Annotated in this window: 28 protein-coding genes and 1 riboswitch; of the genes, 11 read left to right on the forward strand and 17 right to left on the reverse strand. The window is 34.2% G+C overall.

Features of this window, described 5'->3' with window-relative positions; genetic code table 11:
- Positions 1-42: 42 nt before the first annotated feature.
- The 9 genes from JRC48_RS09465 to JRC48_RS09505 form a co-directional block, all read right to left on the reverse strand.
- Positions 43-1,017, reverse strand: coding sequence for a ribose-phosphate diphosphokinase (locus JRC48_RS09465; RefSeq protein ID WP_235069317.1), 975 nt, complete (start codon positions 1,015-1,017; stop codon positions 43-45).
- Positions 1,018-1,133: 116 nt separating this feature from the next.
- A complete protein-coding gene (glmU, locus tag JRC48_RS09470; protein WP_235069318.1) occupies positions 1,134-2,504 on the reverse strand; it encodes a bifunctional UDP-N-acetylglucosamine diphosphorylase/glucosamine-1-phosphate N-acetyltransferase GlmU in 1,371 nt (456 codons plus the stop codon).
- Positions 2,505-2,930: 426 nt separating this feature from the next.
- The gene (spoVG, locus tag JRC48_RS09475) at positions 2,931-3,185 is read right to left on the reverse strand and encodes a septation regulator SpoVG (RefSeq protein WP_235071052.1); all 255 of its coding nucleotides are present in this window, start codon (positions 3,183-3,185) and stop codon (positions 2,931-2,933) included.
- Positions 3,186-3,387: 202 nt separating this feature from the next.
- Positions 3,388-4,242 carry a 4-(cytidine 5'-diphospho)-2-C-methyl-D-erythritol kinase gene (ispE, locus tag JRC48_RS09480; RefSeq protein ID WP_235069319.1) on the reverse strand — a complete coding sequence of 285 codons (855 nt, stop codon included), beginning with the start codon at positions 4,240-4,242 and terminating at the stop codon, positions 3,388-3,390.
- Positions 4,243-4,338: 96 nt separating this feature from the next.
- Positions 4,339-4,572: a Veg family protein gene (locus JRC48_RS09485; RefSeq protein ID WP_235069320.1), complete on the reverse strand. Its 234-nt coding sequence runs from the start codon at positions 4,570-4,572 to the stop codon at positions 4,339-4,341.
- A gap of 111 nt (positions 4,573-4,683) precedes the next feature.
- Entirely contained in the window at positions 4,684-5,496 is an 813-nt protein-coding gene (gene yabG / locus JRC48_RS09490; protein ID WP_235069321.1) for a sporulation peptidase YabG, read from the reverse strand.
- An 85-nt stretch (positions 5,497-5,581) separates the two neighbouring features.
- Positions 5,582-6,454: a 16S rRNA (adenine(1518)-N(6)/adenine(1519)-N(6))-dimethyltransferase RsmA gene (gene rsmA / locus JRC48_RS09495; RefSeq protein WP_235069322.1), complete on the reverse strand. Its 873-nt coding sequence runs from the start codon at positions 6,452-6,454 to the stop codon at positions 5,582-5,584.
- A gap of 15 nt (positions 6,455-6,469) precedes the next feature.
- Complete coding sequence (gene rnmV / locus JRC48_RS09500; RefSeq protein ID WP_235069323.1) at positions 6,470-7,027, reverse strand: ribonuclease M5; 558 nt, start codon at positions 7,025-7,027, stop codon at positions 6,470-6,472.
- A gap of 27 nt (positions 7,028-7,054) precedes the next feature.
- Positions 7,055-8,353, reverse strand: coding sequence for an HD domain-containing protein (locus tag JRC48_RS09505; protein ID WP_235069324.1), 1,299 nt, complete (start codon positions 8,351-8,353; stop codon positions 7,055-7,057).
- Between the two features lie 205 nt (positions 8,354-8,558).
- Between JRC48_RS09505 and JRC48_RS09510 the strand changes: the two genes are divergently transcribed.
- A complete protein-coding gene (locus tag JRC48_RS09510) occupies positions 8,559-8,876 on the forward strand; it encodes a hypothetical protein (protein ID WP_235069325.1) in 318 nt (105 codons plus the stop codon).
- A gap of 88 nt (positions 8,877-8,964) precedes the next feature.
- Here JRC48_RS09510 and JRC48_RS09515 read toward each other — a convergent pair whose 3' ends face one another.
- Together JRC48_RS09515 and pta are read right to left on the reverse strand one after the other, a co-directional pair.
- Complete coding sequence (locus tag JRC48_RS09515; protein ID WP_235069326.1) at positions 8,965-9,216, reverse strand: YuzB family protein; 252 nt, start codon at positions 9,214-9,216, stop codon at positions 8,965-8,967.
- Between the two features lie 132 nt (positions 9,217-9,348).
- Positions 9,349-10,314, reverse strand: a complete 966-nt coding sequence (gene pta, locus JRC48_RS09520) for a phosphate acetyltransferase (protein ID WP_235069327.1) — start codon at positions 10,312-10,314, stop codon at positions 9,349-9,351.
- A gap of 143 nt (positions 10,315-10,457) precedes the next feature.
- Between pta and JRC48_RS09525 the strand changes: the two genes are divergently transcribed.
- Together JRC48_RS09525 and gerQ are read left to right on the forward strand one after the other, a co-directional pair.
- Positions 10,458-10,880 carry a cell wall hydrolase gene (locus JRC48_RS09525; protein WP_235069328.1) on the forward strand — a complete coding sequence of 141 codons (423 nt, stop codon included), beginning with the start codon at positions 10,458-10,460 and terminating at the stop codon, positions 10,878-10,880.
- Positions 10,881-10,904: 24 nt separating this feature from the next.
- Positions 10,905-11,663 (forward strand): spore coat protein GerQ, encoded by a 759-nt coding sequence (gene gerQ, locus JRC48_RS09530; RefSeq protein ID WP_235069329.1) that lies wholly within the window; start codon positions 10,905-10,907, stop codon positions 11,661-11,663.
- 35 nt (positions 11,664-11,698) lie between these two features.
- Here gerQ and JRC48_RS09535 read toward each other — a convergent pair whose 3' ends face one another.
- The 3 genes from JRC48_RS09535 to JRC48_RS09545 are packed head-to-tail and all read right to left on the reverse strand — an operon-like array spanning position 11,699 to position 13,755.
- The gene (locus JRC48_RS09535; RefSeq protein ID WP_235069330.1) at positions 11,699-12,364 is read right to left on the reverse strand and encodes a uracil-DNA glycosylase; all 666 of its coding nucleotides are present in this window, start codon (positions 12,362-12,364) and stop codon (positions 11,699-11,701) included.
- 58 nt (positions 12,365-12,422) lie between these two features.
- Positions 12,423-13,193, reverse strand: coding sequence for an energy-coupling factor transporter transmembrane protein EcfT (locus tag JRC48_RS09540; RefSeq protein ID WP_235069331.1), 771 nt, complete (start codon positions 13,191-13,193; stop codon positions 12,423-12,425).
- 13 nt (positions 13,194-13,206) lie between these two features.
- Positions 13,207-13,755 (reverse strand): Gx transporter family protein, encoded by a 549-nt coding sequence (locus JRC48_RS09545; protein WP_235069332.1) that lies wholly within the window; start codon positions 13,753-13,755, stop codon positions 13,207-13,209.
- Positions 13,756-13,922: 167 nt separating this feature from the next.
- On the opposite strand from JRC48_RS09545, the gene JRC48_RS09550 reads away from it, so the two are divergent.
- The 3 genes from JRC48_RS09550 to rbr all read left to right on the forward strand — a co-directional run bounded on the left by JRC48_RS09550 (position 13,923) and on the right by rbr (position 15,906).
- Positions 13,923-14,342: an HIT family protein gene (locus JRC48_RS09550; RefSeq protein ID WP_235069333.1), complete on the forward strand. Its 420-nt coding sequence runs from the start codon at positions 13,923-13,925 to the stop codon at positions 14,340-14,342.
- Positions 14,343-14,415: 73 nt separating this feature from the next.
- Complete coding sequence (locus JRC48_RS09555; RefSeq protein WP_304941314.1) at positions 14,416-15,225, forward strand: Cof-type HAD-IIB family hydrolase; 810 nt, start codon at positions 14,416-14,418, stop codon at positions 15,223-15,225.
- 138 nt (positions 15,226-15,363) lie between these two features.
- Entirely contained in the window at positions 15,364-15,906 is a 543-nt protein-coding gene (rbr, locus tag JRC48_RS09560; protein ID WP_235069334.1) for a rubrerythrin, read from the forward strand.
- A gap of 97 nt (positions 15,907-16,003) precedes the next feature.
- Here the strand turns inward: rbr and pflA are convergent, their stop codons facing one another.
- The 3 genes from pflA to JRC48_RS09575 form a co-directional block, all read right to left on the reverse strand.
- Positions 16,004-16,735, reverse strand: a complete 732-nt coding sequence (pflA, locus tag JRC48_RS09565; protein ID WP_235069335.1) for a pyruvate formate-lyase-activating protein — start codon at positions 16,733-16,735, stop codon at positions 16,004-16,006.
- A gap of 31 nt (positions 16,736-16,766) precedes the next feature.
- Positions 16,767-18,992, reverse strand: a complete 2,226-nt coding sequence (gene pflB, locus JRC48_RS09570; protein WP_235069336.1) for a formate C-acetyltransferase — start codon at positions 18,990-18,992, stop codon at positions 16,767-16,769.
- A gap of 326 nt (positions 18,993-19,318) precedes the next feature.
- Positions 19,319-19,888 (reverse strand): manganese efflux pump, encoded by a 570-nt coding sequence (locus JRC48_RS09575; RefSeq protein ID WP_235069337.1) that lies wholly within the window; start codon positions 19,886-19,888, stop codon positions 19,319-19,321.
- Positions 19,889-20,092: 204 nt separating this feature from the next.
- Positions 20,093-20,191: riboswitch (SAM riboswitch) on the forward strand.
- Between the two features lie 115 nt (positions 20,192-20,306).
- Here JRC48_RS09575 and JRC48_RS09580 point away from each other — a divergent pair.
- The 5 genes from JRC48_RS09580 (at position 20,307) to JRC48_RS09600 (ending at position 26,031) form a co-directional block, all read left to right on the forward strand.
- The gene (locus tag JRC48_RS09580; protein WP_235069338.1) at positions 20,307-21,320 is read left to right on the forward strand and encodes a methionine ABC transporter ATP-binding protein; all 1,014 of its coding nucleotides are present in this window, start codon (positions 20,307-20,309) and stop codon (positions 21,318-21,320) included.
- Positions 21,320-21,988: a methionine ABC transporter permease gene (locus JRC48_RS09585; RefSeq protein ID WP_235069339.1), complete on the forward strand. Its 669-nt coding sequence runs from the start codon at positions 21,320-21,322 to the stop codon at positions 21,986-21,988. The genes JRC48_RS09580 and JRC48_RS09585 overlap by 1 nt, the downstream gene beginning before the upstream one ends.
- Before the next feature lie 94 nt (positions 21,989-22,082).
- The gene (locus JRC48_RS09590; protein WP_235069340.1) at positions 22,083-22,895 is read left to right on the forward strand and encodes a MetQ/NlpA family ABC transporter substrate-binding protein; all 813 of its coding nucleotides are present in this window, start codon (positions 22,083-22,085) and stop codon (positions 22,893-22,895) included.
- A 261-nt stretch (positions 22,896-23,156) separates the two neighbouring features.
- Positions 23,157-24,617, forward strand: coding sequence for a leucyl aminopeptidase (locus JRC48_RS09595; protein ID WP_235069341.1), 1,461 nt, complete (start codon positions 23,157-23,159; stop codon positions 24,615-24,617).
- Between the two features lie 115 nt (positions 24,618-24,732).
- The gene (locus JRC48_RS09600) at positions 24,733-26,031 is read left to right on the forward strand and encodes a sodium:alanine symporter family protein (RefSeq protein ID WP_235069342.1); all 1,299 of its coding nucleotides are present in this window, start codon (positions 24,733-24,735) and stop codon (positions 26,029-26,031) included.
- The last annotated feature ends 12 nt before the right edge of the window (positions 26,032-26,043 follow it).

Genomic DNA, 26,043 nt, shown 5'->3' on the forward strand with positions numbered 1-26,043 from the left:
GCGATACTAAGTTTAGTATCGCTTTTTTACCTTTAAAAATGATTAGAAATTGTATAAATCACGATTATAAACGAATAAATCCGAAACTGGTTCGTCATTTAAGATATGTAAAATACCTTCTGCTAATAAATCACCAACTGATAATTGTGTAATTTTAGAGCTTCGTTTTTCTTCTGGCAGATTAATTGTGTTTGTTGTAACTAATTCTTTAATAGCTGAGTTTTCAATACGTTCAACTGCAGGTCCTGAAAGAATTGGATGTGTACATGCAGCGTATACTGATAAAGCTCCGCGTTCTTTTAATGCATTTGCAGCAATTTGGATTGTTCCTGCTGTATCAATCATGTCATCGATGATGATGGCATGTTTTCCTTCAACTTCACCGATTAATCCCATAACCTCTGCAACGTTTGGTTTTGGACGACGTTTATCGATGATAGCGATAGGTGCATCTAAGTATTCCGCTAATACACGAGCACGTGTTGCACCACCGTGATCTGGTGATACGACTACAATGTCTTTTAAGTCTTTATCGATGAAGTATTTTGCGATGATTGGCATTGCACGGAAATCATCGATTGGAATATCAAAGAATCCTTGAATTTGTGTTGCGTGTAAATCCATTGTCATAACGCGCGTTGCTCCCGCTGCCTCAATTAAGTTAGCAACTAATTTAGCTGTAATTGGTTGACGAGCTTTTGCTTTACGATCTTGACGTGAATAACCATAATACGGCATGATCACATTAATTGTTTTTGCAGATGCACGTTTTAAAGCATCGATCATAACTAAAAGTTCCATTAAATTTTCATTAACTGGGCTATGTGTTGGTTGAACCACAAATACGTGATGCCCACGAACAGTTTCATTAATGTTAACTTGTACTTCTCCGTCAGCAAATCGGTTAACTGTTAAATCAGATAATGGGACTCCAATTCGATCTGCAATTTCTTGTGCTAATTCGCGATTAGCATTTAAACTAAAAATTTTAAACTTCTTACGATTAATTTCTGCCATGATGATTTAACCTCCTAGAATAAACACACTTCAGACAGTATTTTACACAATTTCTTATTTTTTTTCAATTCTTTCAAGTTATGTTTAATCAAATATTACCATTTAACCGTTATTAATTATAATTTTTCACGAAGAACTTTAGCATAGCCTTCTTTATTTACTTGTTTTGGACGTGCAATAGCTAATGCATCTTCAGGAACATTTTCTGTAATGGTTGACCCTGCAGCTAAATAAGTATTTGGTTCAATAGTCACTGGTGCAACTAAATTCACATTGCATCCAACCATGGTATTCGCACCAATTATTGTCTTATGTTTATTTTTCCCATCATAATTGACAGTAATTGATCCACATCCCATATTTACATTTTCACCAAGTTCAGCATCTCCAATATAACTTAAGTGTGCTGATTTAGCTCCATCTTTAAACACAGATTTTTTAATTTCAACGAAATTACCAATACGAGCTTTATTTCCAATTTCAGCATGCATACGAATATGTGCGAATGGTCCAACTGTTGTAAACGAACCAATCGTTGAATCTGAAATAACAGATGCATTAACGGTAGTATGTGCACCAATTGTTGAATTGATAATTTGAGAATTTGCTCCAATAACAACATGATTTTCGATAACAGACTGACCTGTAATCATTGTTCCCGGATAAATAATAACATCTTGTCCAATTTGAACATCTGTTCCAATATACGTCGCTTCTGGATTAATAATCGTTACACCATTGCGCATATGGAATTCATTAATACGTTTGCGAAGAACTTTTTCCGCATAAGCTAATTGAACACGATCGTTGACACCTAACGTTTCTTCAAAATCTTCGTTCACATAAGCGACTACCTTTAATCCCATGTCACGAATAATACCAACTAAATCTGTTAAATAGTATTCCCCTTGTGAGTTATTATTTGTAATCTTTGTTAAAGCTTCAAATAATACTTTATTATCATAGCAACAAACACCAGTATTAATTTCTTTTACTAATAATTCGCCTGCGTTTGCATCTTTTTGTTCGACAATTTTTAATACATTTCCTAATTCGTCACGAATAATACGTCCGTATCCTGTCGGATTATCAGTACAAGCTGTTAAAATGGTAATCGCAGCTTCTTGTGATTGATGATAATCAAATAAATTAGCAATCGTCTGTTCTGTTAAAAGTGGGACATCTCCGTAAGTCACGATCGTTACCCCATCTAATCCTTCTAATAAATCCTTTGTCATCATAACAGCATGACCTGTTCCTAATTGTTCTGTTTGCATTGCATACTCTACGCGATCTTTTAACTCTGCTTGAACCGATTCAGCTTCATAACCAATAACGGTCACGATTTTATCGACTCCGATTTTTTCTAAATTAGTTACCGCATGATCAACCATTGATTTACCTAATACTTGATGTAATACTTTATGTAAACTCGATTTCATTCGAGTTCCTTTCCCAGCCGCTAGTACAACCGCATATTTGTTCATTACAATCCCTCCGTTAAATTGTCTTATTTCTTTTAGTATAGCACACTTAATCCTATCAAATTAATCTTTTATCTTTATTCATTGAAAATTTGGATAATTTTATTTTTTATATATATAAGTCCAGATAAGTTTTTCCTATCGGAAAACTTTTAGCTGGACTATAGTCTGCCTCAGTATTAAAGTAATCGTTCAACTAAGACTGACATATAATAATGAAATACATTTCTGTTTTTATATAGAAGTAGAACTCTTTTTATTCGTTACTCATCCCTTTTTATCAAGCTATTTTACAACAAAAAAGCTATAATCAAATGATTATAGCTTTTTAACTGATGCTTGATCGTGAAGTTTATTATATGATTTATCAAAGATTTAATCTCTTATCATCAATGTTTAGTTAATATAAACTTCCCCCAGTTTAAATCATTATTCTGCTTCTTCGTATGCTTTGATAACAAAGTCTTCTAGTTCTTTGCGTGTATCATGATTAATTGGATGCGCAATATCTTTAAATTCTCCTGTTGAAGTTTTACGACTTGGCATTGCCACGAATAAGTGTTCGTCCCCTTGAATTACACGTAAATCATGAATAACAAAACAATCATCTAAAGTAATAGATGCAATAGCTTTCATTCTGTTGTCTGTCTCTACCTTGCGAATTCTTACATCTGTAATATTCATTCTTCTCATCCTCCTAAGTCGTCCTGGTACGATATTAACTATACCATGATATGTAAGCACTTTTATGTCTTTTTTGTGTTCCCTGTCATTTTTTACAATTATATACAATTTTTTGTTAAAATTCAAGAGAATTATTCGGATTACTAAATTTAATTATAAAAAAAATATCTTAATCATTTTGTGATTAAGATACTTTTACTTATTAGCCAATTAATCGAACAGCATGTACTTCGTGATCTCTAAAACATCCATTAATACTATTAATAATTCGCCTTAGCTTATATTCTTTACGAACAAGTGCAAAAACAGTTGGACCACTTCCACTCATTAATACAGCATCTGCCCCAAATTGAACTAGCTTATTTTTAATTTCAGCTACAACAGGATAACGTTGTAACGTGACTTCTTCTAATGAGTTTCCTAGTCGCTGACAAACTCCTTGATAATCTTTTTCATTGATACACTGTAACATACCCTCAATATCTAAATGCTCAACCTTGCTAGCATCTAAGGCTTCGTAAATTTCTTTCGTTGACACACCAATACGTGGTTTAATTAAAATGACCCAACATTTTGGGGGAGATGGAATCGGTTGAATGATTTCCCCACGACCTGTTGCTAAGGCTGTCCCACCATATACACAAAATGGTATATCTGATCCTAACTTTGCCCCTAGTTCAGCTAGTTCATCAGTTGTACAATCAACTTGCCAAAGTTCTTTTAATGCTTTTAACGTCGCAGCAGCATTACTACTTCCACCTGCTAATCCCGCTGCCACGGGAATTTTCTTTTTAATATAGATTTCGACTCCTTTATCTATATTAAAATGTTCCTTAAATAATTGAGCCGCTTGATAAGCTAAATTCTTTTCATTCAGTGGCATCGTAAACTCATTAGATTTAATAACGATTTTATTGGTTTCAAGGGGAGTGACTGTAATGTAGTCTGCTAAATCAACAGTTGTCATAATCATTTCAACTTCATGATAATTGTCTTTACGTTTATAAAGCGTATCTAATGCTAAATTTATTTTTGCTGGAGCTTTAATTGTTACCATAGCCATTCCTCCAATCGGTATGACTTTATTTTATCATATGACCCTGTTTTATTATACAAAAAAAGTAGTAAACAATGTCGACTACTTTTTTTAATATTAATTAAACTTTAATTCAACTGATCCCGTTAAAACATCAATATAGCTATAAGAAACACGATCCACTGAGTCGCGTTCACTATCTAAATCAATTACAAAAATAGAAGGATACGTATTCGATAAAACTCCCGTATGCTCAACCACACGGTTACGACTTTCATAAGCAGTAAGCTTCACTTCCTTACCCACTTGTTCACTCAACTCTTGACGAATAGTTACGATATTATTAGCCAAAACATCACGCCCTTTCTATTATAAAGCATACCATAAAAAGCATTTTTTTTCAATATTATTATGTGTTAAACACTTGAAATTATGTACTAACAATGATAAAATTAAATATTTTTAAACTTTTCTGATGCCATAACGAAGCGTTCCTTTGGTTTGAAGCCCACCAATTCCTGCAATTTGAGCAATTGTTTTCTCAATAGCTTCCCTTAAGTCTACTTGTTCTTCGTAAGGGGTAAGTGCTACAGTTGCCGCAATAATTGCAGGATCTAACGCATGAATATTAATTCGCTTAGGAGAAGAAGCAAAATTTGCTCCTGATCCAATTAATGCCTCAAAGTGCGACTGACAAGCCCCTGCGATAACTATCAAATAGTCTAGCGATGGCTCCATCTCACGTAAGGCATTGACTGTTTCAACAAAGTATTTAGAACTACGATACGAGCTCAAATCATCTTCATGCTCTTTATCTTCTAAAGCATCGTGACCAGTAATGACTACAATATTTGGTCTTAACCTTCTAACGAGTTCAGGTACTTTTACCTTCATATCCTTTTCCTCAACAGCGAAGGCTTGTGCATAAACTTTTGCATACTTGTACAACTTAATACTCTTCTGAAGGTACTCTTCATCTCCATCAACATGTAGAATCCTTCCGCTAATATAAAAATCCCCGTTATCATAGCTACGCATTTGGCTCATAACAGGTGGTAAAATTGTTCGATATTGATCAAATTCAACTTGTTCAGCTCGTTGATATTCTTCACTTGAGATTACTTCTAAATCATTTAATGGAGCATCAGCTGTAAGTCGGAAAAAAATTCCCTTTAAATAGGCTGTTTCATCAACTATATTTTCAATTCGAAACATCGTATCTGAGTTATAGGAACGTCTCCCAACAATATCTCCTACTTTGACTACCTCACTCATCCTCATCACCTCACGTTATTATATGTCGCAACTCCTTATTAGGAACAAAAAAAGAAGGTCTTTTATTAGTAAAAGACCTTCTTTTTTATTGATTGATATGTTGGTAAAATGTATTAGCTAATTTCGCAAACTCTTCAATAGATAATGATTCACCACGACGATTTGGTAAAATATCAGCTTCTTCTAAAATATCAGTTACTTGTTCTTTCGTTAATGCCATAAAGTGTTGATTTAAATTATTTTGTAACGTTTTACGACGTTGCTTAAAGGCTGCATGAACAACATCCATAAAGAAGTCTTCATCAATAACTTCTACTGCCGGTTGTTGACGCTTCGTTAAACGAACAACCGCACTGTCAACGTTTGGAGCTGGAATAAATACTGTTTTCGGTACAGTTAATGCAATTTTTGCTTCCGTATAATATTGAACAGCGATTGATAAGGCGTTATAATCCTTTGATCCTGGTTTAGCTGATAAGCGTTCAGCCACTTCTTTTTGCATCATCGTAACATAGCGATCGATAGGTAATTTCTTTTCAATTAATCCCATCAAAATAGGCGTTGTAATATAGTAAGGTAAATTAGCTACCACAGCAATTTCCTTAACATCTTTGAATTCTTCTTCAATCATTGAAGCCACATCTGCTTTTAAAATATCTTGATGAATCACTTTAACATTATCATAAGGAGCTAATGTTTCTGCTAAAATCGGAATTAGTCTTGGATCAATTTCATAAGCAACCACTTTTTTAGCTTTACGTGCAATGAATTCTGTTAAAGCCCCAATTCCCGGACCTATTTCAATCACGCCAACTTCATCTGTTAAGTCAGCTGCGTTCACAATTTTATTTAAAATATTTGTGTCTGTTAAAAAGTTTTGTCCAAAACTTTTTTTGAAAGTAAATCCGTGTCTTTCGATAATTTCTTTTGTGTTTGACTTCGTTGCAATATCTCTCATCTTTTAATAACTCCTTTATTTTAACATTTCTAAGTGTTCTTCCGTTAGAGCGTCTACGACTTGTTGTTTTGTAATTCCAAACATCATTAATCGTTTTTGAAGTTGTTTTCCATTAACATAACCAATGCCTAAAACTTGACTTAACCTTTCACGAACCTTTGCACTGTTTGAATGCCCAATTAGACCAAAATCAAATAAAAATTGTGATTCTATTTCTTCAACCACCGTATTCTTAGGTGTAATTAAGTTTGTTAAAGCTTCTTTAATGGCTTCATCACTAGCGTGTTCGACTCCAAGACCACGTCCGTTTTTAGCAATCGCATCACCTTTTTGTAAGTGTGCATGCTTACAATCTGGAACGTACTGCATCACTGCTTGGCGAATTTTATTTCCTGGAAAATCAGGGTCAGTAAAAACAATGACTCCTCGTTGTTCTTGTAAAATTTTAATTCGATCTAAGACTTCCTGATTAATAGCTGATCCATTAGTTTCTATCGTTTCAACCTCAGGATAAACTTCTTTTAAACGACGTGTGTCATCACGACCTTCTACAACTATTACTTCTTTAAACATACATTTTCCTCTACTTCTTTTTTACTTTTACTTAACATTTTCGTATAGTAATTCAATGACTTTTTTCTTTACCTCTTCATTTTGACTTTCTGAAATTAAATCTAATGGAAAATAAACTTTATGTTCTTGTTTTGGCTTCACTGCAATAATTCCCTTAATAATGGTCGATACTTCCGATATCTCTTGAATTGAACCATCGCGCATTAACAATTCGATGCAATCTGGTAAACAATTCGTTTTATGTCCATAATAATCATACGGTGTTTTAACACTATGATCAGTCAATAAATAATAGTCAGGATTAATCCCTAACTCAATCATGTATTCTCTTATTTGTTTTAATTTTTCATGAGTTTCATCACTTGGTGTATAGTGAACCTCTTTTAATAAACGTCTGTTAATAAAGCGATCCGCTAAGTCGCTTAAAATAGGATCTTTTTCTTCCGCAAATAAAGAGGCATAATATAAAATCGTTGAATCGTCAAACTTCAAATAAGTTTCAACAGACGGTTCTTCTTCTAAAAATAAATCTTTAATCGCCCCTAGATGGCAGTTAAATTCATATCCTTCAAAAATTAACTCTCGAACACGATGAAGCATGCGCTGAATCACTAAATCGAAGCTTCGTCCAGCTGAGTGTAAATAGACTTGCCAATACATTTGATAACGACTCATTAAATAGTCTTCAATGGCGTGCATTCCTGAAACTTTATAAACAATCTTATTATTTACCACACGCATTGTTCTTAAAATACGCTCAACATCTATTTCACCATAAGGTGCCCCAGTAAAATAAGCATCACGAAGCAAATAATCTAAGCGGTCCGCATCTAACTGGCTTGAAATAATATTAATCACTAACGGATTAGGATAAGTTTTATTAATGACGTCACGTACTTTTTTTGCAAATCCTTTTTGATAACCTTCTAATACACGATTGACTTCTGTATCTTCCATGATGATACGTTCAGTAAACAATTCATGGCGAACACTAAAAACTGCTTCAAAGGAATGTGAAAATGGACCATGACCTAAATCATGAAGTAATGCAGCAGATAACACTAATAAACGTTCCTCTTCACTTAGCACTGTTTCTTGATGCATGAGTGCTCGAATAATTCGACGTGCCATTTCATACACCCCTAGTGAGTGTGAAAAGCGGCTATGCTCAGCCGTATGAAAGACCATATAAGTTCCGCCTAATTGCTTAATACGACGTAAACGTTGAACCTCTTTCGTTTGTATTAAATCCCAAATTAATTGATCATAGACATGGACATAACCATACACTGGATCTCTAAATACTTTTTCTTCTAACTTTGTCATTAACATCACCAACTATATCTCATCATTATTATAAATAATGTAAAATTCTTTTTAATATAGTATAAGTATACCATATTATGAATAAACTTGGCTTTAGACGACAAAACGTTTGCTAAATATTAAGGGTTACAGTCGGAATTTTGCAATAATATCATCTAAACTTGCTATACTAGCTATATAACAACTTTTTAAAGGGTGTGATTTCATGTGTTTGAAAACAAGAGATGACTTTACTAATGATAAAGAATCTTTTTTAAGACATCATCAACTCTTTTCAATCCTCATTAAAGAAATTTACGATCTTCTCATCCTTCATCAAGCTCATTACTTAACAGGTACTCAAATATTTGAAAAATTAACACCTTTTTTAAAAGCTCGTCTATCCTTTGTCATCAAAAAAGAGCCACAAACTCATCCTTTATTTAAAGATGAATTAGAGATCATCTCTTATATTGCCGATTTATTAGTTGATAAGATTTCTAAGATTCATCAAGTTAATCATCAATATGTTTATCTTCATTAATTCTAATCTTATCTTTTACTACTTTTATGAAATACAAACAAAAAAGACAAAAAAATCATTAAAATTGATTTTTTTGTCTTTTTTAAGCTTACTTCCCTAAAAACTCTTTTACCTTTTGGATTAATTCGTCTTCGTTTTCTGCTAAAATTGGCTTATTATTAATAAAAACAAATGAACGATCACGACCAGGACCACAATATGATTGGCATCCTTGATAAATTTTTGCTTTTGGATCAATTTCTTTTAATCGTGGTAATAAAGTTGTTAAATTCGTTGCTTTACATTTATCACAAACGCGGAACTCATTTGGTTCAGCTAGTAAGTCATCTAAATTAAACATCGATTACACCTTCCTTTTCTATTTTTTAAAGTGTATCTTTATAAAAGTTTATAAAAAAATGAGCTTTATGTCAACGAAAACACAAAGCTCACTTTTTTATGATTTCTTAAAATCTAAGATTATCTTTTATTCTTATAATAACGTTTGATTTGCAGTAATGATTGCTGTTCCGTAAACGTCTTCTGGAGAACATCCACGTGATAAGTCATTAACTGGTTTATTTAATCCAGCTAAGATTGGTCCGACTGCTTCAAATCCACCTAAACGTTGAGCAATTTTATATCCGATATTTCCAGCATTTAAATCAGGGAATACGAATACATTCGCTTGTCCTGCAACTTTAGAATCTTTCGCTTTTGTTTTTGCTACAGCTGGAACAAAAGCAGCATCAAATTGTAATTCTCCATCGTAATCGAAATCTAATTCCATTCCGTTTAAGATTTCCATTGCATCTGTTACTTTTTTCGTCTCTTCTGTTTTAGCTGATCCTTTTGTTGAGAAGCTTAATAATGCAACTTTAGGATCAATATCAAACATACGCGCAACGCGTGCTGATTCGATCGCAAATTCAGCTAAATCACCACTTGTTGGGTTTGGATTAATCGCACAATCTGCAAAGATATAACGCTCATCTCCACGTAACATTGCAAAATATCCGAATGTTTTTGAGATTCCTGGTTTTGTCTTAATAATTTGTAATGCTGGACGTACCGTATCTCCTGTTGAGTGAATCGCACCTGATACTAAACCTGCAGCTAATCCCATATGAACTAACATTGTTCCAAAGTAGTTAACATTTAAGACTAATTCACGTGCTTGTTCTTCAGTCACTTTTCCTTTACGAACAGCGACTAATTCCGCAACCATCTCATCTAATTTTTCATAATGTTTTGGATCGATGATTTCGCATCCTTCTAATGAAAAACTTCCCGCTGCTGCTTGAACTTCTTCTACTGATCCAATTAAAACTGGTTTTAACATGTTCTCACGTGCTAATAAGCTAGCTGCTTGAACCACGCGTGGTTCATTTCCTTCAGGAAAAACAATACGAATGTTTTTTCCAATAATTTGGTTTTTTAATGTTGTCATGATATCCATTTATTTTACCACCTTTAATGTATTTCATACTTTAATTGTACTCTTTTTTCAAAAAAAATAAAAGGTTAAGACCTTTTATTTTTTAAAATAATTTTAGCATCTTTCGTCAAATGAAACCATATGATTAAGCGAGAGGTGATATCATGGGAGTTATCCAATCAACTCAAAAAGAAGTTGAGTTACTCGCTCGACTCATGCGTGCTGAAGCCGAAAGTGATGGAGATATGGGAATGTTGCTTGTGGGTAATGTTTGTGTCAATCGAGTGTTAGCAAACTGTCACGATTTTAGAAACATCCATACCATTGAGCAAATGGTCTTTCAATCACCTGGTGGGTTTGAAGCAGTCCAATACGACTACTTTTATCAACGCGCCCGCGATAATGAAATTCGTTTAGCACACAGAGTTATTAATGGGGAACAGTTTGAACCGGCGACAACTGCGCTATGGTTTTACGACCCGTTCCAACCATCCTGTCCTGCTCAATTTTGGGGACAATGGAATTCAGGACGATATGGTGACCACTGCTTCTATATCCCACTTGAATCCGAACATTGTTATGACTGAGTGTAAATTGAAAGGAGAGAGATTATGAGTTATTTTTATTCTTATCCTTATGGAGGAGCTATGCCAAATCCAGCTGATCCATATTGGAGATATCAACAAGCAAATCCAATGGGAGGAAACTTCACAACGGTTAATCCAAGTACAGTAGAACCACCTTTTCCATCTGGTGCGCATATTACGTCACAAACACCAACTGAACCTGGACAAGTTCCATCTAATATGACAAATAGCGGTAGCGGTTTATCATTTGGTGGGTTTGAAGTTCCTGTTGGAAATGCTCTTACCTTAGCACAAGGGGGATCTTATGTAAGTAACATCCTGCGATTAAATCGTGGAAAATTAGCGACTATCTACATGACATTCAGCGGAAATGATGCTGCAACTGCGCGACGTACCTTTGTAGGAATTATTGAAGCAGCGGGACGTGATCACATTATTATTAGTGATCCAAATACAGGTCATCGCTATGTCTTATTAACAGTGTACTTAGACTATGTTGAGTTCCCAGAAGAAATCAACTATTACTATCCATTAGATAATACAATTAATGTTGTTGATCCTGATTTATTTGAAAAATTCCCTACTTTAGGGGCGCTTTATAATTATCAAAAACAACAAGACGAACTTTATAAACAAAAATATCCTTACTACGATCAACTTCCTGAAAATTTAACTCATCACACTCAACAATCTGGAATGTACCCAACACAAGGTCAGGGACAATACCACAATCAATCTCAAGGACAACAAATGCCTTACAGCAACAACAATGACCAATTTTAAAAAAAAAGCATCTCTTCGTGCGAAGAGATGCTTTTTTAGTTTAACGACCAATCAATCGGTTTTAATCCTTTAGAAACTAGGAACTCATTCGTTTTAGAAAAAGGCTGACTTCCAAAAAATCCACGACGAGCCGATAAAGGCGATGGATGTGGTGATTGAATAATAAAATGCTTACTTTCATCGATCAGTTTTTTCTTACTTTGTGCGTGCTTGCCCCATAAGATAAAAACAACAGGCGTATTTTTATCATTTAAAGATTTAAGGACAGCATCCGTAAACAACTCCCATCCCATTCCTGTGTGGGACATCGGTTGAGATGCTTTTACCGTTAACGTTGTATTTAATAACAAGACACCTTGTTTGGCCCACTTGCTCAAATCACCACTTGTTGGCTCAGGACACTTCACATCCTCGACTAACTCTTTAAAAATATTTCGAAGAGAAGGCGGAAACTTTGTTCCAGATTCCACTGAAAAACTTAACCCATTAGCCTGATGTGGACCATGATAAGGATCTTGTCCCAAAATAACCACTTTAACCTCTGAATATGGTGTTAGTTTAAACGCATTAAAAACGGCTTCCTTAGGAGGATAAACAACCTCTTTTTCATACTGTTCATGCAACTTACTAAATAAATGTTTCATATACGGTTGATTCCACTGTTCTTTAAGAATTGGTTCCCAATCATTATGAATAATCATCACACTCACCCTTTCATATAACATTAAAAGAAAAGAACCTATTAACAGGTTCTGCGATTTAAATTAAAATAATACTCGCTAAAACAAGCAGTCCACTCATTAAAACAAGCGAATCTTTCATTTTCCATCGTAACTGATAAATAGAGGTACGATTTTTCCCAACTATATAACCTCGACATTCCATCGCATCCATCATCATCGTTAGTCTTTTAATCGTATTAGAGATGGCTGGAATAATAATGGACATTAATTTTGATAACTTCTCTTTAAACGGGATTTCAGAAAAATCTAATCCTCTTGATTGTTGAGCAGCATAAATGAGTTTCACCTCATCTAAAATCATCGGTATTAATCGAATGGCTAGACTTGTCATAAAAGCAAACTGCTCCATCGATTGATTTTTTACAAGCGCCTTTGTCCCAGCGACGATTTCACTCGGTGCTGTAGTAAACGTTAATAAAGCTCCCATCATGACAAATAAAATCATTTTGATCGCATAAAAAAACCCAATCAAAAATCCATCTATCGTCACACGAAAAATTCCAAAAGTAAACAAAACATTGCTTCCCTCAGTTAATGTAAAAAAGATAAGAAAAAACAAGTACATATACTTAAGAAACATCGCTTGCTTTACATAAAAAGATAAAGGAATTTTACTAAGGAAGATACAAAGGATGGTTAAACTGATGGCGAGTAAAAGTTTTGACCACGTTGAAATAAAAATCATCATGATAATATTAAGAACCATCATTAATAATTTCACACGTGGATCTAACGAATGATAAAATGATGGGATACTAATATATCTTCCAAGCCATAATTTTTTCATTTATCTCTCTCCATTAGTTATTTAATTTATAATGCTTGTTAAATAATTCAAATTCATTTAAACGCGTCATCACTAATTTAGCTACTACTCCAATCACTACCCCTGTTAAAAGTCCAATTGGTAATAAAAACATCATATAATATGCAATGGCTTTCGTTTTAATCAAAATCATCGCGACTAAAATTTGACCGATATTATGCATCACGCCACCGATCATACTAATTCCCATTAAACTAATATTTTCTTTTGAAGCTTTAAAGGCAACCATCATACAAACATAACTCAGTAGCGCGCCTACAAAACCATAAGCAAACATTGAGAACGTTCCAAGTAACAGCGTTGTTAATACCGTCTTTAACATAATAACTAAAAACATATTTTTAAAATCTAAGTAATATAAACCGATCACAACCATAATATTAGCTAACCCTAGCTTCAACCCTGGGATTGGCAGTTTAATCGGAAGCAACGATTCAATAATCCCTAAAACAATAGCTAACGCCCCAATCAAAACCACTAACATCATTTTTTCTAAATTCTCACGATTTTTCTTTCGATTCAACGATGATAACCTCCTCACTCTCATTCATCTTATTATATCACGAGGAGTTAATCAAAAAACACACTTTATCGACAAAATGTTAGCACTTTAAAACTCTACTAATATTTGATAAAATGATACCATTCAAGATGTATAATTAAGCTTAACCGCTAATAGGAGGAATTTTAATGAACCAGTGTATCTTCTGTAAAATTATTAATAAAGAAATTCCAGGTCATATTTTATTTGAAAACGAACATGTTTTAGCTTTCCTTGATATCTCTCAAACAACAAAAGGTCATACATTAGTCATCCCTAAAAACCATGTAGAGGATGTTTTTTCAATGACTGAAGAAGATATGTGCCATGTCTTTTCAGTTGTACCGAAAATAGCTAATGCCTTAAAAACAACATTTGAAGCTGATGGAATGAACATTGTCAATAACAATAAGCCAGTAGCGGGTCAAACGGTTTTCCATTATCATGTTCACTTAATTCCACGTTATAGTGACGAGGATTCATTCCAAATCCACTATACTAATAATATGTCAGCCTATACGCCTGAAGTATTAGCTACTTTAAAAGAAGAAATCTTATTAAATTTATAATATCAATTACTGCTACACAATGATCTTCTAGTAAGAATTAAAATCTATTTCATATGAGAAAGAGGAGAAAGCTATGAGCTATAAAATGATTGTTTTAGATTTAGATGGGACTTTAATGTCATCTAAAAACGAAATCTTACCGAAAACAAAGGAAGCTTTATTTAAGGCTCAAGAAAATGGTGTCATGATTGTTTTAGCCTCTGGTCGCCCAACTTACGGAATGATTAAAGCGGCTAAAGAATTACGTTTAGATGAATATAAAGGTTATATTTTATCTTATAATGGGGGACGTATTATTTCTGTTCAAACCAATGAAATGATTTACGATGACTCTTTAACACCAGAAATTTGCCATGAATTATACGATTTATCACGTGAAATGAATGTAAATATTATGGCTTATGAAGATGAGGCGATTATTACAGCTGATGATGATGAATACATTCAAAAAGAAGCAACGATTAACGGAATGCCAATTAATCGAGTTGAAAGCTTTAAAGATTCAGTGACATTTAACTCAGTGAAATGTTTATGTACAGCAGAGCCTGAGTATTTAGCTCAAGTTGAAATTAAAATGAAAGAACGATTAGGTGATCGCTTAAGCATTACTCGTTCGCTTCCATTTTTCTTAGAATTTATGCCACAAAATATTAATAAGGCCTACTCTTTACATAAATTATTAGATCACTTAAATCTAGATCGATCTCAATTAATTGCTTGTGGTGATGGCTATAACGACTTACCAATGATTGAATTTGCTGGTCTTGGCGTTGCGATGGGAAATGCAGTAGACGAAGTAAAAGCCGCTGCAAACTATGTGACAGCAACTAATGACGAAGATGGAATTGCACAAGTCATTGAAAAGTTTATTTTTAATTGTTAAGATAACCTTTTGGTTATCTTTTTTTCTTATCTTTATCCTCACTCTAAAATAAGATAAAATCTCTGTTTTTTACACTCTTGTTCAAATTCATAGACGTGTTAGAATAAGCTTGTAATACTTATTTCAGGGGGGATTTAATTGAGTAATTTAAAAGGTTCTAAAACAGAACAAAACTTATTAGCTGCTTTTGCAGGAGAATCAATGGCACGTAACAAATATACATTTTATGCCCAAAAAGCAAAAGAAGAAGGATATGAACAAATTGGTGATATCTTTTTAGAAACAGCACACAACGAAAGACAACATGCAAAATTATGGTTTAGTTTATTACACGAAAATCAAATTCCTGATACGATGACTAATTTACGTGATGCAGCAGCAGGTGAGCATGATGAGTGGACTGATATGTATGCTAACTTTGCAGAAGTTGCACGCGAAGAAGGATTTAATCGAATTGCAGCTTTATTCGATATGGTTGGAAAAATTGAAAAACATCATGAAGAACGTTATTTAAAATTAGTTCAAAACATCGAAGAAGGAATCGTATTTGAACGCGGGGACGAAGTCGCTTGGGTTTGCCAAGAGTGTGGACATATTCACTATGGTAAAAAAGCACCTAAAGTATGTCCAGTTTGTTCATACGATCAATCTCATTTTGAAATTCGCGTAGAAAATTATTAAAAACTGTGGATAACTACCACAAGTAGTTATCCACAGTTTTTCTTTTTCGTTTGATCAACATAAAAAAATAGCGTCCAAAAAGGGACGCTATTTTTCATTATAAAGCTTTACCTAAAATTTCTTCAGCATGCTTAACAAGTTCATCGCTTGGTGGGAGTTGTCCGTTTAATGGATAATCATATCCTAGTTGCTTCCACTTGTATTCACCCATGCTGTGATATGGTAGAACTTCGATTTTTTCAACTGTTTTCAGAGTTTTAATGTATTCGGCAGTTTTTTGTAGATCATCTTCATCATCTGTTAGTCCTGGTACTAGAACTCGACGAATCCACATTGGGACACCTGCATCAGAAACTAAATGACCAAATTCCAAGATATGTGCGTTATCTTTTCCTGTTAATTGTTTATGCTTATCAGCATCAAACATTTTAATATCGAGCATTAGCATGTCAGTGACAGCTAATAGCTCTTTTAATTGATTTTTGCGTTCTTCAGTATTGAACTTCAGATCACCAGAAGTATCGATGTTAGTATGAATGCCATGCTTTTTACACTCTTTAAATAGTTCCGTCACGAACTCCATTTGTAATAAAGGTTCTCCACCACTGACTGTAATTCCTCCACCAGAGGCTTCAAAGAATTCTTTATATTTGATTAATTCTGAAACAATTTCAGAAACTTCTGTCACTTTTCCTTCTTTCATTTTCCATGAGTCAGGATTATGGCAATATGCGCATCGAAGTCCGCATCCTTGTACAAAGACAATAAATCTAAGTCCTGGGCCATCAACTGTTCCAAAAGATTCTACTGAGTGTATATATCCATTCATACTAATCACCTTATCTTCTCATATTAACCAATTACATTTTTTCGTGCATTGTACGGCTAATTACATCTAATTGTTGAGCACGTGTTAATTTAATGAAGTTTACAGCGTAACCAGATACACGAATTGTTAATTGTGGGTATTTTTCTGGGTGCTCCATTGCATCTAATAAAGTATCGCGGTTAAATACGTTGATATTTAAGTGATGTCCTTTTTTAGCAACATAAGCATCCATGATTGCTACTAAGTTTTTATTACGTTCTTCATCTGTACGTCCTAATGATTTAGGTACTAATGAGAATGTATTTGAGATACCATCTTGTGCAGATTCAAATGGTAATTTCGCTACTGATGACATTGAAGCGATTGCTCCATGTGAATCACGTCCGTGCATTGGGTTTGCACCTGGTGCGAATGGCTCACCTGCTTTACGACCACATGGTGTTGTTCCTGTTTTCTTACCGTATACAACGTTTGATGTGATAGTTAAGATAGATTGAGTTTGTAATTTTGCACGGTATGGTTTGTGTTTACGGATTTTTGTCATGAATGATGACATAACGTCTACTGCAATTTGGTCTACGCGATCATCGTTGTTTCCGTATTTAGGGAAGTCTCCTTCAACTTCGAAGTCAACTGCAATACCGAATTCGTCACGAATTGGTTTAACTTTAGCATATTTAATCGCTGATAATGAATCGGCTACTACTGATAATCCAGCGATACCAGTTGCTGAAACGCGTTCTGCATCAGTATCATGTAATGCCATTTCAATACGCTCATAGCTATATTTGTCATGCATGTAATGGATGATATTTAATGTATTAACATATAAGTCTGCTAACCATTCCATTACTTCATCGTAACGTTCCATGACTTTGTTGTAATCTAATACTTCATCAGTAATTGGTGCCCAGTGTGGTCCAACTTGTACTTTAGATTTTTCATCTTTACCACCGTTGATTGCATATAATAATGCTTTTGCTAAGTTAGCACGTGCACCGAAGAATTGTAATTGTTTACCAACTTTCATTGGTGATACACAACATGCGATTGCATAGTCATCACCATAGATTGGACGCATGATGTCATCATTTTCATACTGAATAGCTGATGTTTTGATTGACATTTTTGCACAGTATTCTTTGAATCCTTGAGGTAATTTTGTTGACCATAATACTGTTAAGTTTGGTTCTGGAGCTGGTCCTAAGTTATCTAATGTGTGTAAAACACGGAATGAGTTTTTAGTTACTAATGGGAATCCATCAGTTGACATACCAGCGATTGATTCAGTTACCCAAGTTGGATCTCCTGAGAATAATTCATTGTAATCTGGTGTACGAGAGAATTTAACTAAACGTAATTTCATTACGAAGTGGTCCATGATCTCTTGTGCTTCTTCTTCAGTAATAACACCATTTTGTAAGTCACGTTCAATATAGATATCTAAGAATGTTGACGTACGTCCTAAAGACATCGCAGCACCGTTTTGCTCTTTGATTGCTGCTAAGTATCCAAAGTATAACCATTGAACAGCTTCTTTAGCAGTTGTTGCAGGTTTAGAAATATCGAAACCATGTTTTGCTGCCATTTGTTTTAATTCATTTAAAGCACGGTATTGCTCAGAAATTTCTTCGCGTAAACGAATGTTTTCTTCATCCATTACACGTGAAGTATTGTTATGATCTTTTAATTTTTCAGCCATTAAACGATCTACCCCGTATAAAGCCACACGACGGTAGTCACCGATAATACGTCCACGTCCGTAAGCATCTGGTAATCCTGTGATAACACCTGATTTACGAGCTGCACGAATTTCTGGCGTGTAAGCATCGAATACACCTTGGTTATGTGTTTTACGGTATTCAGTGAAGATATGAGATACTTCTGGATCTACATGGAATCCATAAGATTCAGCTGCTTTTTCAGCCATACGAATTCCACCGAATGGTTGTAATGAACGTTTGAATGGTTTGTCAGTTTGGAAACCAACGATTTGTTCTAAATCTTTGTTTAAGTATCCTGGTTCGTGAGAAGTAATTGTTGATACGATTTTTGTATCTAAGTCTAAAACTCCGCCAGCTTCACGCTCAGCTTTAGTTAACTCCATTACTTGCTCCCATAATTTTGTTGTTGCTTCAGTTGGTCCTGCTAAGAAAGAGTCGTCTCCTTCGTAAACAGTGATGTTTTGATTAATGAAATCGCGCACATCGATTTTTTCTTGCCATTCTGTACCTTTAAAGCCTTGCCAAGCTTCCATGATAGTTCCTCCTTATAGTTCTTTAAGAACCTCTCTGAAATTTTAATCCCATTACAAAATTAATTTTATAACAGAATTCTAAATATTGTAAAGGGTTTACACTATACGCATATAACATTTAGTAACTCCCCCTAAACGTTATAACGTATATATCTTTTACAGTTATTATTATATTTCCACCATTGGAAAAAATCAACTTATATACTCTAGTTTTTTAAAAAATATTTTTAAAAATGGGTATAATATTAATTTATACTAAAAAATCCTCTTTTTAGTCATCATATTTTCTATTAAGAGGATCCTAAAATAACCTCTAATTTTATCTTTTAAAAAAACAACGTATCTATTCCTAATAAAATAATAATAATCCCACCAAAAATAGTGGCCTTATTTCCAATGAGATGACCTAATTTTTTACCAAAAGATGATCCTATATAAGAAAGCATAAAGGCTACACCGGAAACTAAGATCGTGGCTAATATTAATTCATTATACATTAACCCATAGGTAATTCCCGCTGCTAAAGCATCTATGCTCGTTGCAATTCCAAACATAGCTAACAACTTAAAGGATAAATCTTTTCTTTTATTTTTTTCAACTTCTTCACATAATTCAGGTTCTCCAAATGACTCTTTTAACATTCTTACACCTAATATGACTAAGATCACTCCTGCAATTAATCGATTATAGGCTGTCACTTGACCACTAACAAATTTTAATGACACAATTCCTAAAATAAATAAAAGACCTTGGAAAAATCCAAAACTCAACGATACTTTTAGACATTCCCTAATTCTATTTGCTGATCCATTCATCCCCAGTGTAATAGCAACAGCAAAAGCATCCATAGCTAAAGCAACAGACATTACCATAATAACTACCAAATAATCCTTCAACGATCATCACCTCTATTTTATATTTCTATTAACTTTACATCTTATCTTGCTTGAGATGAAGATATGATTAAAAAGTTTCCTACTCTTTCGATGTCTATCGATGACTTTCACGTTTTTGTCTCTTTCTTTAAAAAATAATTGACTTTCCAACAAATGGTATTATAATAGTTAATAAGATTTAAAATTTCATATATTTTCATAAAACTCTTATCAAGAGCGGCGGAGGGACAGGCCCTACGATGCCCGGCAACCAATCATATGATATGGTGCTAATTCCTGCAGATATTATCTGAAAGATGAGAGAAAGTGTTAAATTACATCCTTTTATGTAATAGACCTTTCTGTTGATCTAAGCAGAAAGGTTTTTTATTTCATGAAAGAAACTAGGGGAGATAACTGGGAGAAAGGGGAGAAGTTTATGATTGTTCTTAATCAAATCAAAAAGATATTTAATACCGATTCTGGTCCTGTTACTGCTGTTAATTCTATTGATTTATCCATTAGACAAGGAGAGATTTTTGGGATTATTGGTTACAGTGGCGCAGGAAAGAGCACGCTCATTCGTATGTTGAACTTATTAGAGCGTCCTACAGAAGGATCAGTCGTCGTGAATGGAAAAGACTTAACTAAAATTTCTGCTAAAGAGTTACGCCTTACTAGGCAACAAATTGGAATGGTTTTTCAACATTTTAATTTACTTTGGTCACGTACAGTATTTGAAAATATCGCCTTCTCACTTGAAATTGCTGGCGTTAAAAAAGACAAGATTCAGTCGCGTGTACTTGAACTAATCGATTTAGTCGGACTAAAGGGAAAAGAAAATAACTATCCCTCTCAATTAAGTGGAGGCCAAAAACAGCGTGTTGGAATTGCTCGTGCTTTAGCTAACAATCCTAAAGTTTTGCTTTGTGATGAAGCAACTTCAGCACTTGATCCTCAAACAACGGATGAAATTTTAGACTTACTCGTTGAAATTAATCGAAAATATCACTTAACCGTTGTTCTTATTACTCATGAAATGCACGTCATTCAAAAAATTTGTCATCATGTGGCTATTATGGAAAACGGATCAATTATTGAAAAAGGTGATGTATTAAGTGTTTTTAATAACCCTAAACATCTAGTCACTCAACGATTTGTTAAGCAAGTCGTTAGTGAATCGGAATCTTATGAACTAGTTGAAGAGCTTTTAACTAACTACCCAGAGGGAAAAGTAGTGTTATTAAAATACTTAAAGGAAAAAGCAGCTCAACCCTTTATTACAAATGTCATTCGAAACTATCAAGTCGAGATCAATATTATTCAAGGAAAAGTTGTTCAGACTCAAGAAGGTGGTTATGGCTCACTTTATGTTCAATTCCTTGGTCAAGAAATCACTCCTGCTATCAACTACTTAAAAGAAGCTGGAGTAGAAATTGAGGTGATTTCCTAATGTTTGTATCATTAATACCTAATGTCAGATGGGATAAGATGTTAGAGGCTACAACCGAAACGCTTTATATGACAGCTATCTCAAGTTTCTTTGTCTTTATTTTAGGATTAATCCTTGGTTTAATTTTATTTTTAACTTCTAAAAATCAGTTACTAGAAAATAGATGGATTAATAGCTTTTTATCAGCCATTGTTAATATCTTTCGCTCAATTCCATTTGTCATCTTAATTATCCTTTTATTAAACGTGACAAAATTTCTAGTGGGCACCATCCTCGGCCCTAATGCAGCCTTACCGGCATTAATTATCAGTGCGGCCCCTTTTTATGGGCGATTAGTCGAAATCGCACTTCGAGAAATTGACAAAGGAGTTATTGAAGCTTCTGTCGCTATGGGAGCCTCACTTTGGACCATTATTCTAAAAGTCTTAATACCAGAAAGTTTACCGGCCCTAGTTTCAGGTATTACAGTCACCACGATTTCATTGGTTAGTTATACAACAATGGCCGGCGTCATCGGAGCAGGAGGACTTGGAAATCTCGCCTATCTAGATGGCTTTCAGCGTCAACGCTTTGACGTCGTCTTTGTCGCAACCGTTATTATCTTAATTTTAGTTTTTATTCTTCAATTTATTGGTGATACCCTCACTAAAAAGATTGATCGAAGATAGTTATTTATCTAGTTAAATCCTTAATCATTGATTAAGATTTATATCATAAATTCGTGAGAGAAAACGAATAAGAAATTATAGGGGGAATTTAAGTATGAAAAAATTATCATTAGGTTTATTAAGTTTAATCACCATTTTCTCTTTAGTTGGATGTAACAGCTCAGATGAAAGTGAAACAGTGTTAAAGATTGGGGCAACTGCTGTTCCTCATGCGGAAATTTTAGAACAAGCAAAACCAATCCTTGAAGAGAAAGGAATTAAACTTGAAATTACCGTTTTCCAAGATTATGTTATGCCAAATACGAGTGTTGAAGAAGGTGAATTAGATGCCAATTACTTTCAACACATTCCTTATTTAGAAGGATTTAATCAAGATCAACAAACACATCTTGTTAATGCTGGGGGCGTTCACATCGAACCCATTGGGATTTATTCAAAAAATTATCAATCATTAGATGAGTTACCAGATGGAGCAACTGTTATCATGAGTAATTCAGTCTCTGATCATGGGCGTATGCTGACGCTATTACAAAAAGAAGGTTTAATTAAATTAAATCCAGATGTGATTGCCGATCAATCAACCGTTGATGATATTATAGAAAACCCTAAAAATTTAAAGTTTAAAACAGACATTGATGCTGGAATGTTAGTCACTGTGTATGAACAAAACGAAGGAGATGCTGTTTTAATTAATACTAACTATGCCTTAGACGGTGGTCTAGATCCAATGAAAGATGCGATTGCAATCGAAGACAGTGAGTCACCTTATGTCAATGTCGTGGCCGTTAAGAGTGGTAATGAAGACAGTGAGGCGATTAAAACATTAGTTGCCGTCTTACAATCAGAAAAAATTCAAAACTTTATTAATGAAACTTATCAAGGAGCCGTTGTTCCTGTCTCAGAATAATTAACTAAAAAGCATTCAAGTCTCTTGAATGCTTTTTTATGTCCTATTAAAAAACAATAAATTTGTTTAAGGAGAACGCCTATATACGTAAAAACAATGATCTTGGATTTAAAAGTGACATCAAACTCTTGATTTATGAACTTATTAGCAGTCAAAAGCCAAACATTTTGTTACTTATTTAGATAAAAACTCTCAAGCTTTTTATTCCATTAATTACCTTTTTATGTGCTATAATATTAAAAATAGGAAAGGGTGAGAATTATGATTCAATTTAAATCAAATCTAAATATTAAAAATGAGCAGACTAATCTAGTTGTGGGGGTTTTTTCTGACTTATCTCATGAGATCATCAATCAATTAGATAAATCGTTAAATAAACGTCTCTCTTCTTCACTTAAAGAAAGATTAATGCCGACAAAACTTGGAGACATTACACCAATTTATCCTTTAGGACAAATTGAAAGTAAAAAAGTTTACATCGTAGGGTTAGGTCAATCAAGTCAATTTACCGTTGAAAAGTGTCGTCAAACATTTGGAAAGATTGCAAAATCAGTAAAAGATGACGTCACAATCTTACTAGAGACATTTGATTGTAAAGAAGTTTCAATTAATGAATTAGCAATGATTTGTTCAGAAGCTATTACATTAGCAACATACAAAATGAAAACTTATAAAACAGAACAAAAATCTACTGAGCCTACTAATTTCTTCATTCACTGCGACACAGAGATTACAGAAGATTTAAATCGTGGAATCGTTTATGGTGAGGCGACAAATAGCGCTCGTCAGTTATTAAATGAACCAGGAAATAAACTAACAGCAACGGACTTAGCTAATACCATTGCTAAATTTGCAAATGAGAATGAGTTAGAAGTTCGTATTGTCGAAAAAGATGAAATGGAACAATTAGGAATGGGTGGAATTTTAGGTGTTAATCGAGGATCGGTTGAACCTCCTAAAATGATTGTCGTTAAGTATCAAGGAACTCCACGTTTTGAAAATGTTACAGCTTTAGTTGGTAAAGGACTGACATTTGATACGGGAGGATATTGCTTAAAACCGCGTGCTGGAATGGAAGCTATGAAAGGTGACATGGGAGGAGCAGCTTCTGCATTCGGTGCCTTCCAAATTGCGGTTCGATTAAAATTACCAGTTAACTTATTACTTGTCATCCCATCAACAGATAACATGATTAGCGGAGATGCGATTAAACCAGGTGACATCTTAACAACAATGAGTGGAAAAACTGTTGAAGTAACGAATACGGATGCAGAAGGTCGCTTAATTTTAGCAGATGGAATTACTTTCGCTAAACATTTAGGGGCGAGTAAAATTATTGATTTAGCGACTTTAACAGGAGCGATTGTTGCTGCCTTAGGAAGTGAAACAACAGGTGCTTTCACGAATAACGACGCATTCTTTGCTGAGTTCCAAAAAGCTGCGGATTCAACGAACGAATATATTTGGCAAATGCCACTATTCCCACGTGATCAAAAATCACTACGTAATAGTGACGTTGCTGATTTAAATAACGCTCCTGTTGGAAAACCAGGTGCTATTATGGCTGCTGCCTTCTTAAAAGAGTTCGTCGAAGATACACCATGGATTCACTTAGATATTGCAGGAACTGCTGATGCTAAAGCAGCTCACGACTTAGGTCCAAAAGGTGGAACAGGGGTCATGGTCAGAACGATTGCTAGATATTTAGAACAACAAGCTTAATGACTAATAAAAAAGGATATCGTCTAACGATATCCTTTTTTTTGTTTTTTATCATAATCTTTTATTTATGAAATACATTAGATACTAATTACCGTTTCTTATTGGAGGATGACACATGACAGAATTAGTAAAAGATTTAGAGCATCTTATATGGTCGTACTTAACAATACCAATCTTACTTTTTGTTAGTTTAATATTTACCTTTTATTTACGGGCCGTTCAATTTAAGTTTAAAACCATGCTTCAATGTTTAACCAAGAAAACAGCTGATAAAGGAGTATCTTCATTTCAGTCATTCACCATGGCTTTAGCAGCAAAAGTAGGCGTTGGATCGTTAGCAGGCGTTGCGATTGGGATTTATATTGGTGGACCGGGAAGTATCTTTTGGATGTGGGTGAGTGCCTTCATTACCGCTGCGGCTTCGTTCGTTGAAAGTACACTCGCACAAATTTATAAAAAACGAGATGGAGATATCTATATTGGTGGGCCAGCTTACTATATTGAATACGGACTACATCAAAAAGGATTCGCTATTATTTATGCACTCATTATTATCTTGACGTATACCTTTGGATTTAGTGCGATTCAATCGAATACAATTGCGACCTCTTTTATGGATGTTCTCTCGATTCCTCCATTGTTAACAGGAGTTGGGCTATCTTTATTAACGTCTATGATTATTTTTGGTGGAGCATCATCTATTGCTAAAATCACCTCAAAAATTGTCCCAATCATGGCCTTATCTTACATTGGAATTGGTTTATATGTAGTGTTTACTAACTTAAGTTATGTCCCTGTCTTTTTCATTACGATTTTTAAAGATGCCTTTCAACCATCTCCTTTAATAGGTGGAACAATTATGTTTACCATTATTACGGGTGTGAAAAGAGGCGTTTTCTCAAATGAAGCGGGAATGGGATCAGGAGCACATGCTGCCGCAGTAACCAATAGTAAAAATCCGACTGAACAAGGCTATATTCAAGCCTTAGGTGTTTATATCACAACCATTTTCATTTGTACGATTACCGCCTTTTTAATTATGGTTACAGACGCAGTTAGTATTGGAAATCATCATAGTAATGGAATCGAACTCACACAGTATGCTCTCACTCAACTTTTTGGTCCAGTCGGTGGAATTATTTTAGCGATTGCTATCTTCTTCTTTGCTTTTAGTACCATTTTAACAGGCTATTTCTATGGTGAATGTAATATTAAATATCTATTTAATAATGAAAATATGCTATATATTATAAGAATTATTGTGCTTATCGTTATTATTATGGCATCCGTAGGATCAGCCTCTTTCATTTGGTCATTAGTTGATATTGGTGTCGGATTGACAGCAACTATTAATGTCATTGCACTTTGTTATTTAGTAAAAGAAGTTAAACATTGTTTAAATAAAAAGTCGTAAAGATTAATCTTT

The organism is Turicibacter sp. TJ11 (assembly GCF_021497505.1).
In the GTDB taxonomy this organism is placed as follows: Bacteria; Bacillota_I; Bacilli_A; order MOL361; family Turicibacteraceae; genus Turicibacter.

Coding starts and splice junctions, on each gene's coding strand:
- JRC48_RS09535 (WP_235069330.1), bottom strand. CDS start 12,364: ATGATTATTCATAATGATTGGGAACCAATTCTTAAAGAACAGTGGAAT.
- rsmA (WP_235069322.1), bottom strand. CDS start 6,454: ATGAGAGATATTGCAACGAAGTCAAACACAAAAGAAATTATCGAAAGA.
- JRC48_RS09515 (WP_235069326.1), bottom strand. CDS start 9,216: ATGTTTAATTTAGATGACTTACTAGCTGAACCAAATGAGTTCCGCGTT.
- rnmV (WP_235069323.1), bottom strand. CDS start 7,027: ATGTTTAAAGAAGTAATAGTTGTAGAAGGTCGTGATGACACACGTCGT.
- pflA (WP_235069335.1), bottom strand. CDS start 16,735: ATGAATGGATATATACACTCAGTAGAATCTTTTGGAACAGTTGATGGC.
- JRC48_RS09505 (WP_235069324.1), bottom strand. CDS start 8,353: ATGACAAAGTTAGAAGAAAAAGTATTTAGAGATCCAGTGTATGGTTAT.
- glmU (WP_235069318.1), bottom strand. CDS start 2,504: ATGAACAAATATGCGGTTGTACTAGCGGCTGGGAAAGGAACTCGAATG.
- spoVG (WP_235071052.1), bottom strand. CDS start 3,185: ATGAATATTACAGATGTAAGAATTCGCAAGGTAGAGACAGACAACAGA.
- JRC48_RS09595 (WP_235069341.1), top strand. CDS start 23,157: ATGATTCAATTTAAATCAAATCTAAATATTAAAAATGAGCAGACTAAT.
- JRC48_RS09580 (WP_235069338.1), top strand. CDS start 20,307: ATGATTGTTCTTAATCAAATCAAAAAGATATTTAATACCGATTCTGGT.
- JRC48_RS09600 (WP_235069342.1), top strand. CDS start 24,733: ATGACAGAATTAGTAAAAGATTTAGAGCATCTTATATGGTCGTACTTA.
- JRC48_RS09525 (WP_235069328.1), top strand. CDS start 10,458: ATGGGAGTTATCCAATCAACTCAAAAAGAAGTTGAGTTACTCGCTCGA.
- JRC48_RS09585 (WP_235069339.1), top strand. CDS start 21,320: ATGTTTGTATCATTAATACCTAATGTCAGATGGGATAAGATGTTAGAG.
- JRC48_RS09555 (WP_304941314.1), top strand. CDS start 14,416: ATGAGCTATAAAATGATTGTTTTAGATTTAGATGGGACTTTAATGTCA.
- yabG (WP_235069321.1), bottom strand. CDS start 5,496: ATGAGTGAGGTAGTCAAAGTAGGAGATATTGTTGGGAGACGTTCCTAT.
- gerQ (WP_235069329.1), top strand. CDS start 10,905: ATGAGTTATTTTTATTCTTATCCTTATGGAGGAGCTATGCCAAATCCA.
- JRC48_RS09550 (WP_235069333.1), top strand. CDS start 13,923: ATGAACCAGTGTATCTTCTGTAAAATTATTAATAAAGAAATTCCAGGT.
- pta (WP_235069327.1), bottom strand. CDS start 10,314: ATGGATATCATGACAACATTAAAAAACCAAATTATTGGAAAAAACATT.
- JRC48_RS09510 (WP_235069325.1), top strand. CDS start 8,559: ATGTGTTTGAAAACAAGAGATGACTTTACTAATGATAAAGAATCTTTT.
- pflB (WP_235069336.1), bottom strand. CDS start 18,992: ATGGAAGCTTGGCAAGGCTTTAAAGGTACAGAATGGCAAGAAAAAATC.
- JRC48_RS09465 (WP_235069317.1), bottom strand. CDS start 1,017: ATGGCAGAAATTAATCGTAAGAAGTTTAAAATTTTTAGTTTAAATGCT.
- JRC48_RS09540 (WP_235069331.1), bottom strand. CDS start 13,193: ATGAAAAAATTATGGCTTGGAAGATATATTAGTATCCCATCATTTTAT.
- ispE (WP_235069319.1), bottom strand. CDS start 4,242: ATGGTAACAATTAAAGCTCCAGCAAAAATAAATTTAGCATTAGATACG.
- JRC48_RS09590 (WP_235069340.1), top strand. CDS start 22,083: ATGAAAAAATTATCATTAGGTTTATTAAGTTTAATCACCATTTTCTCT.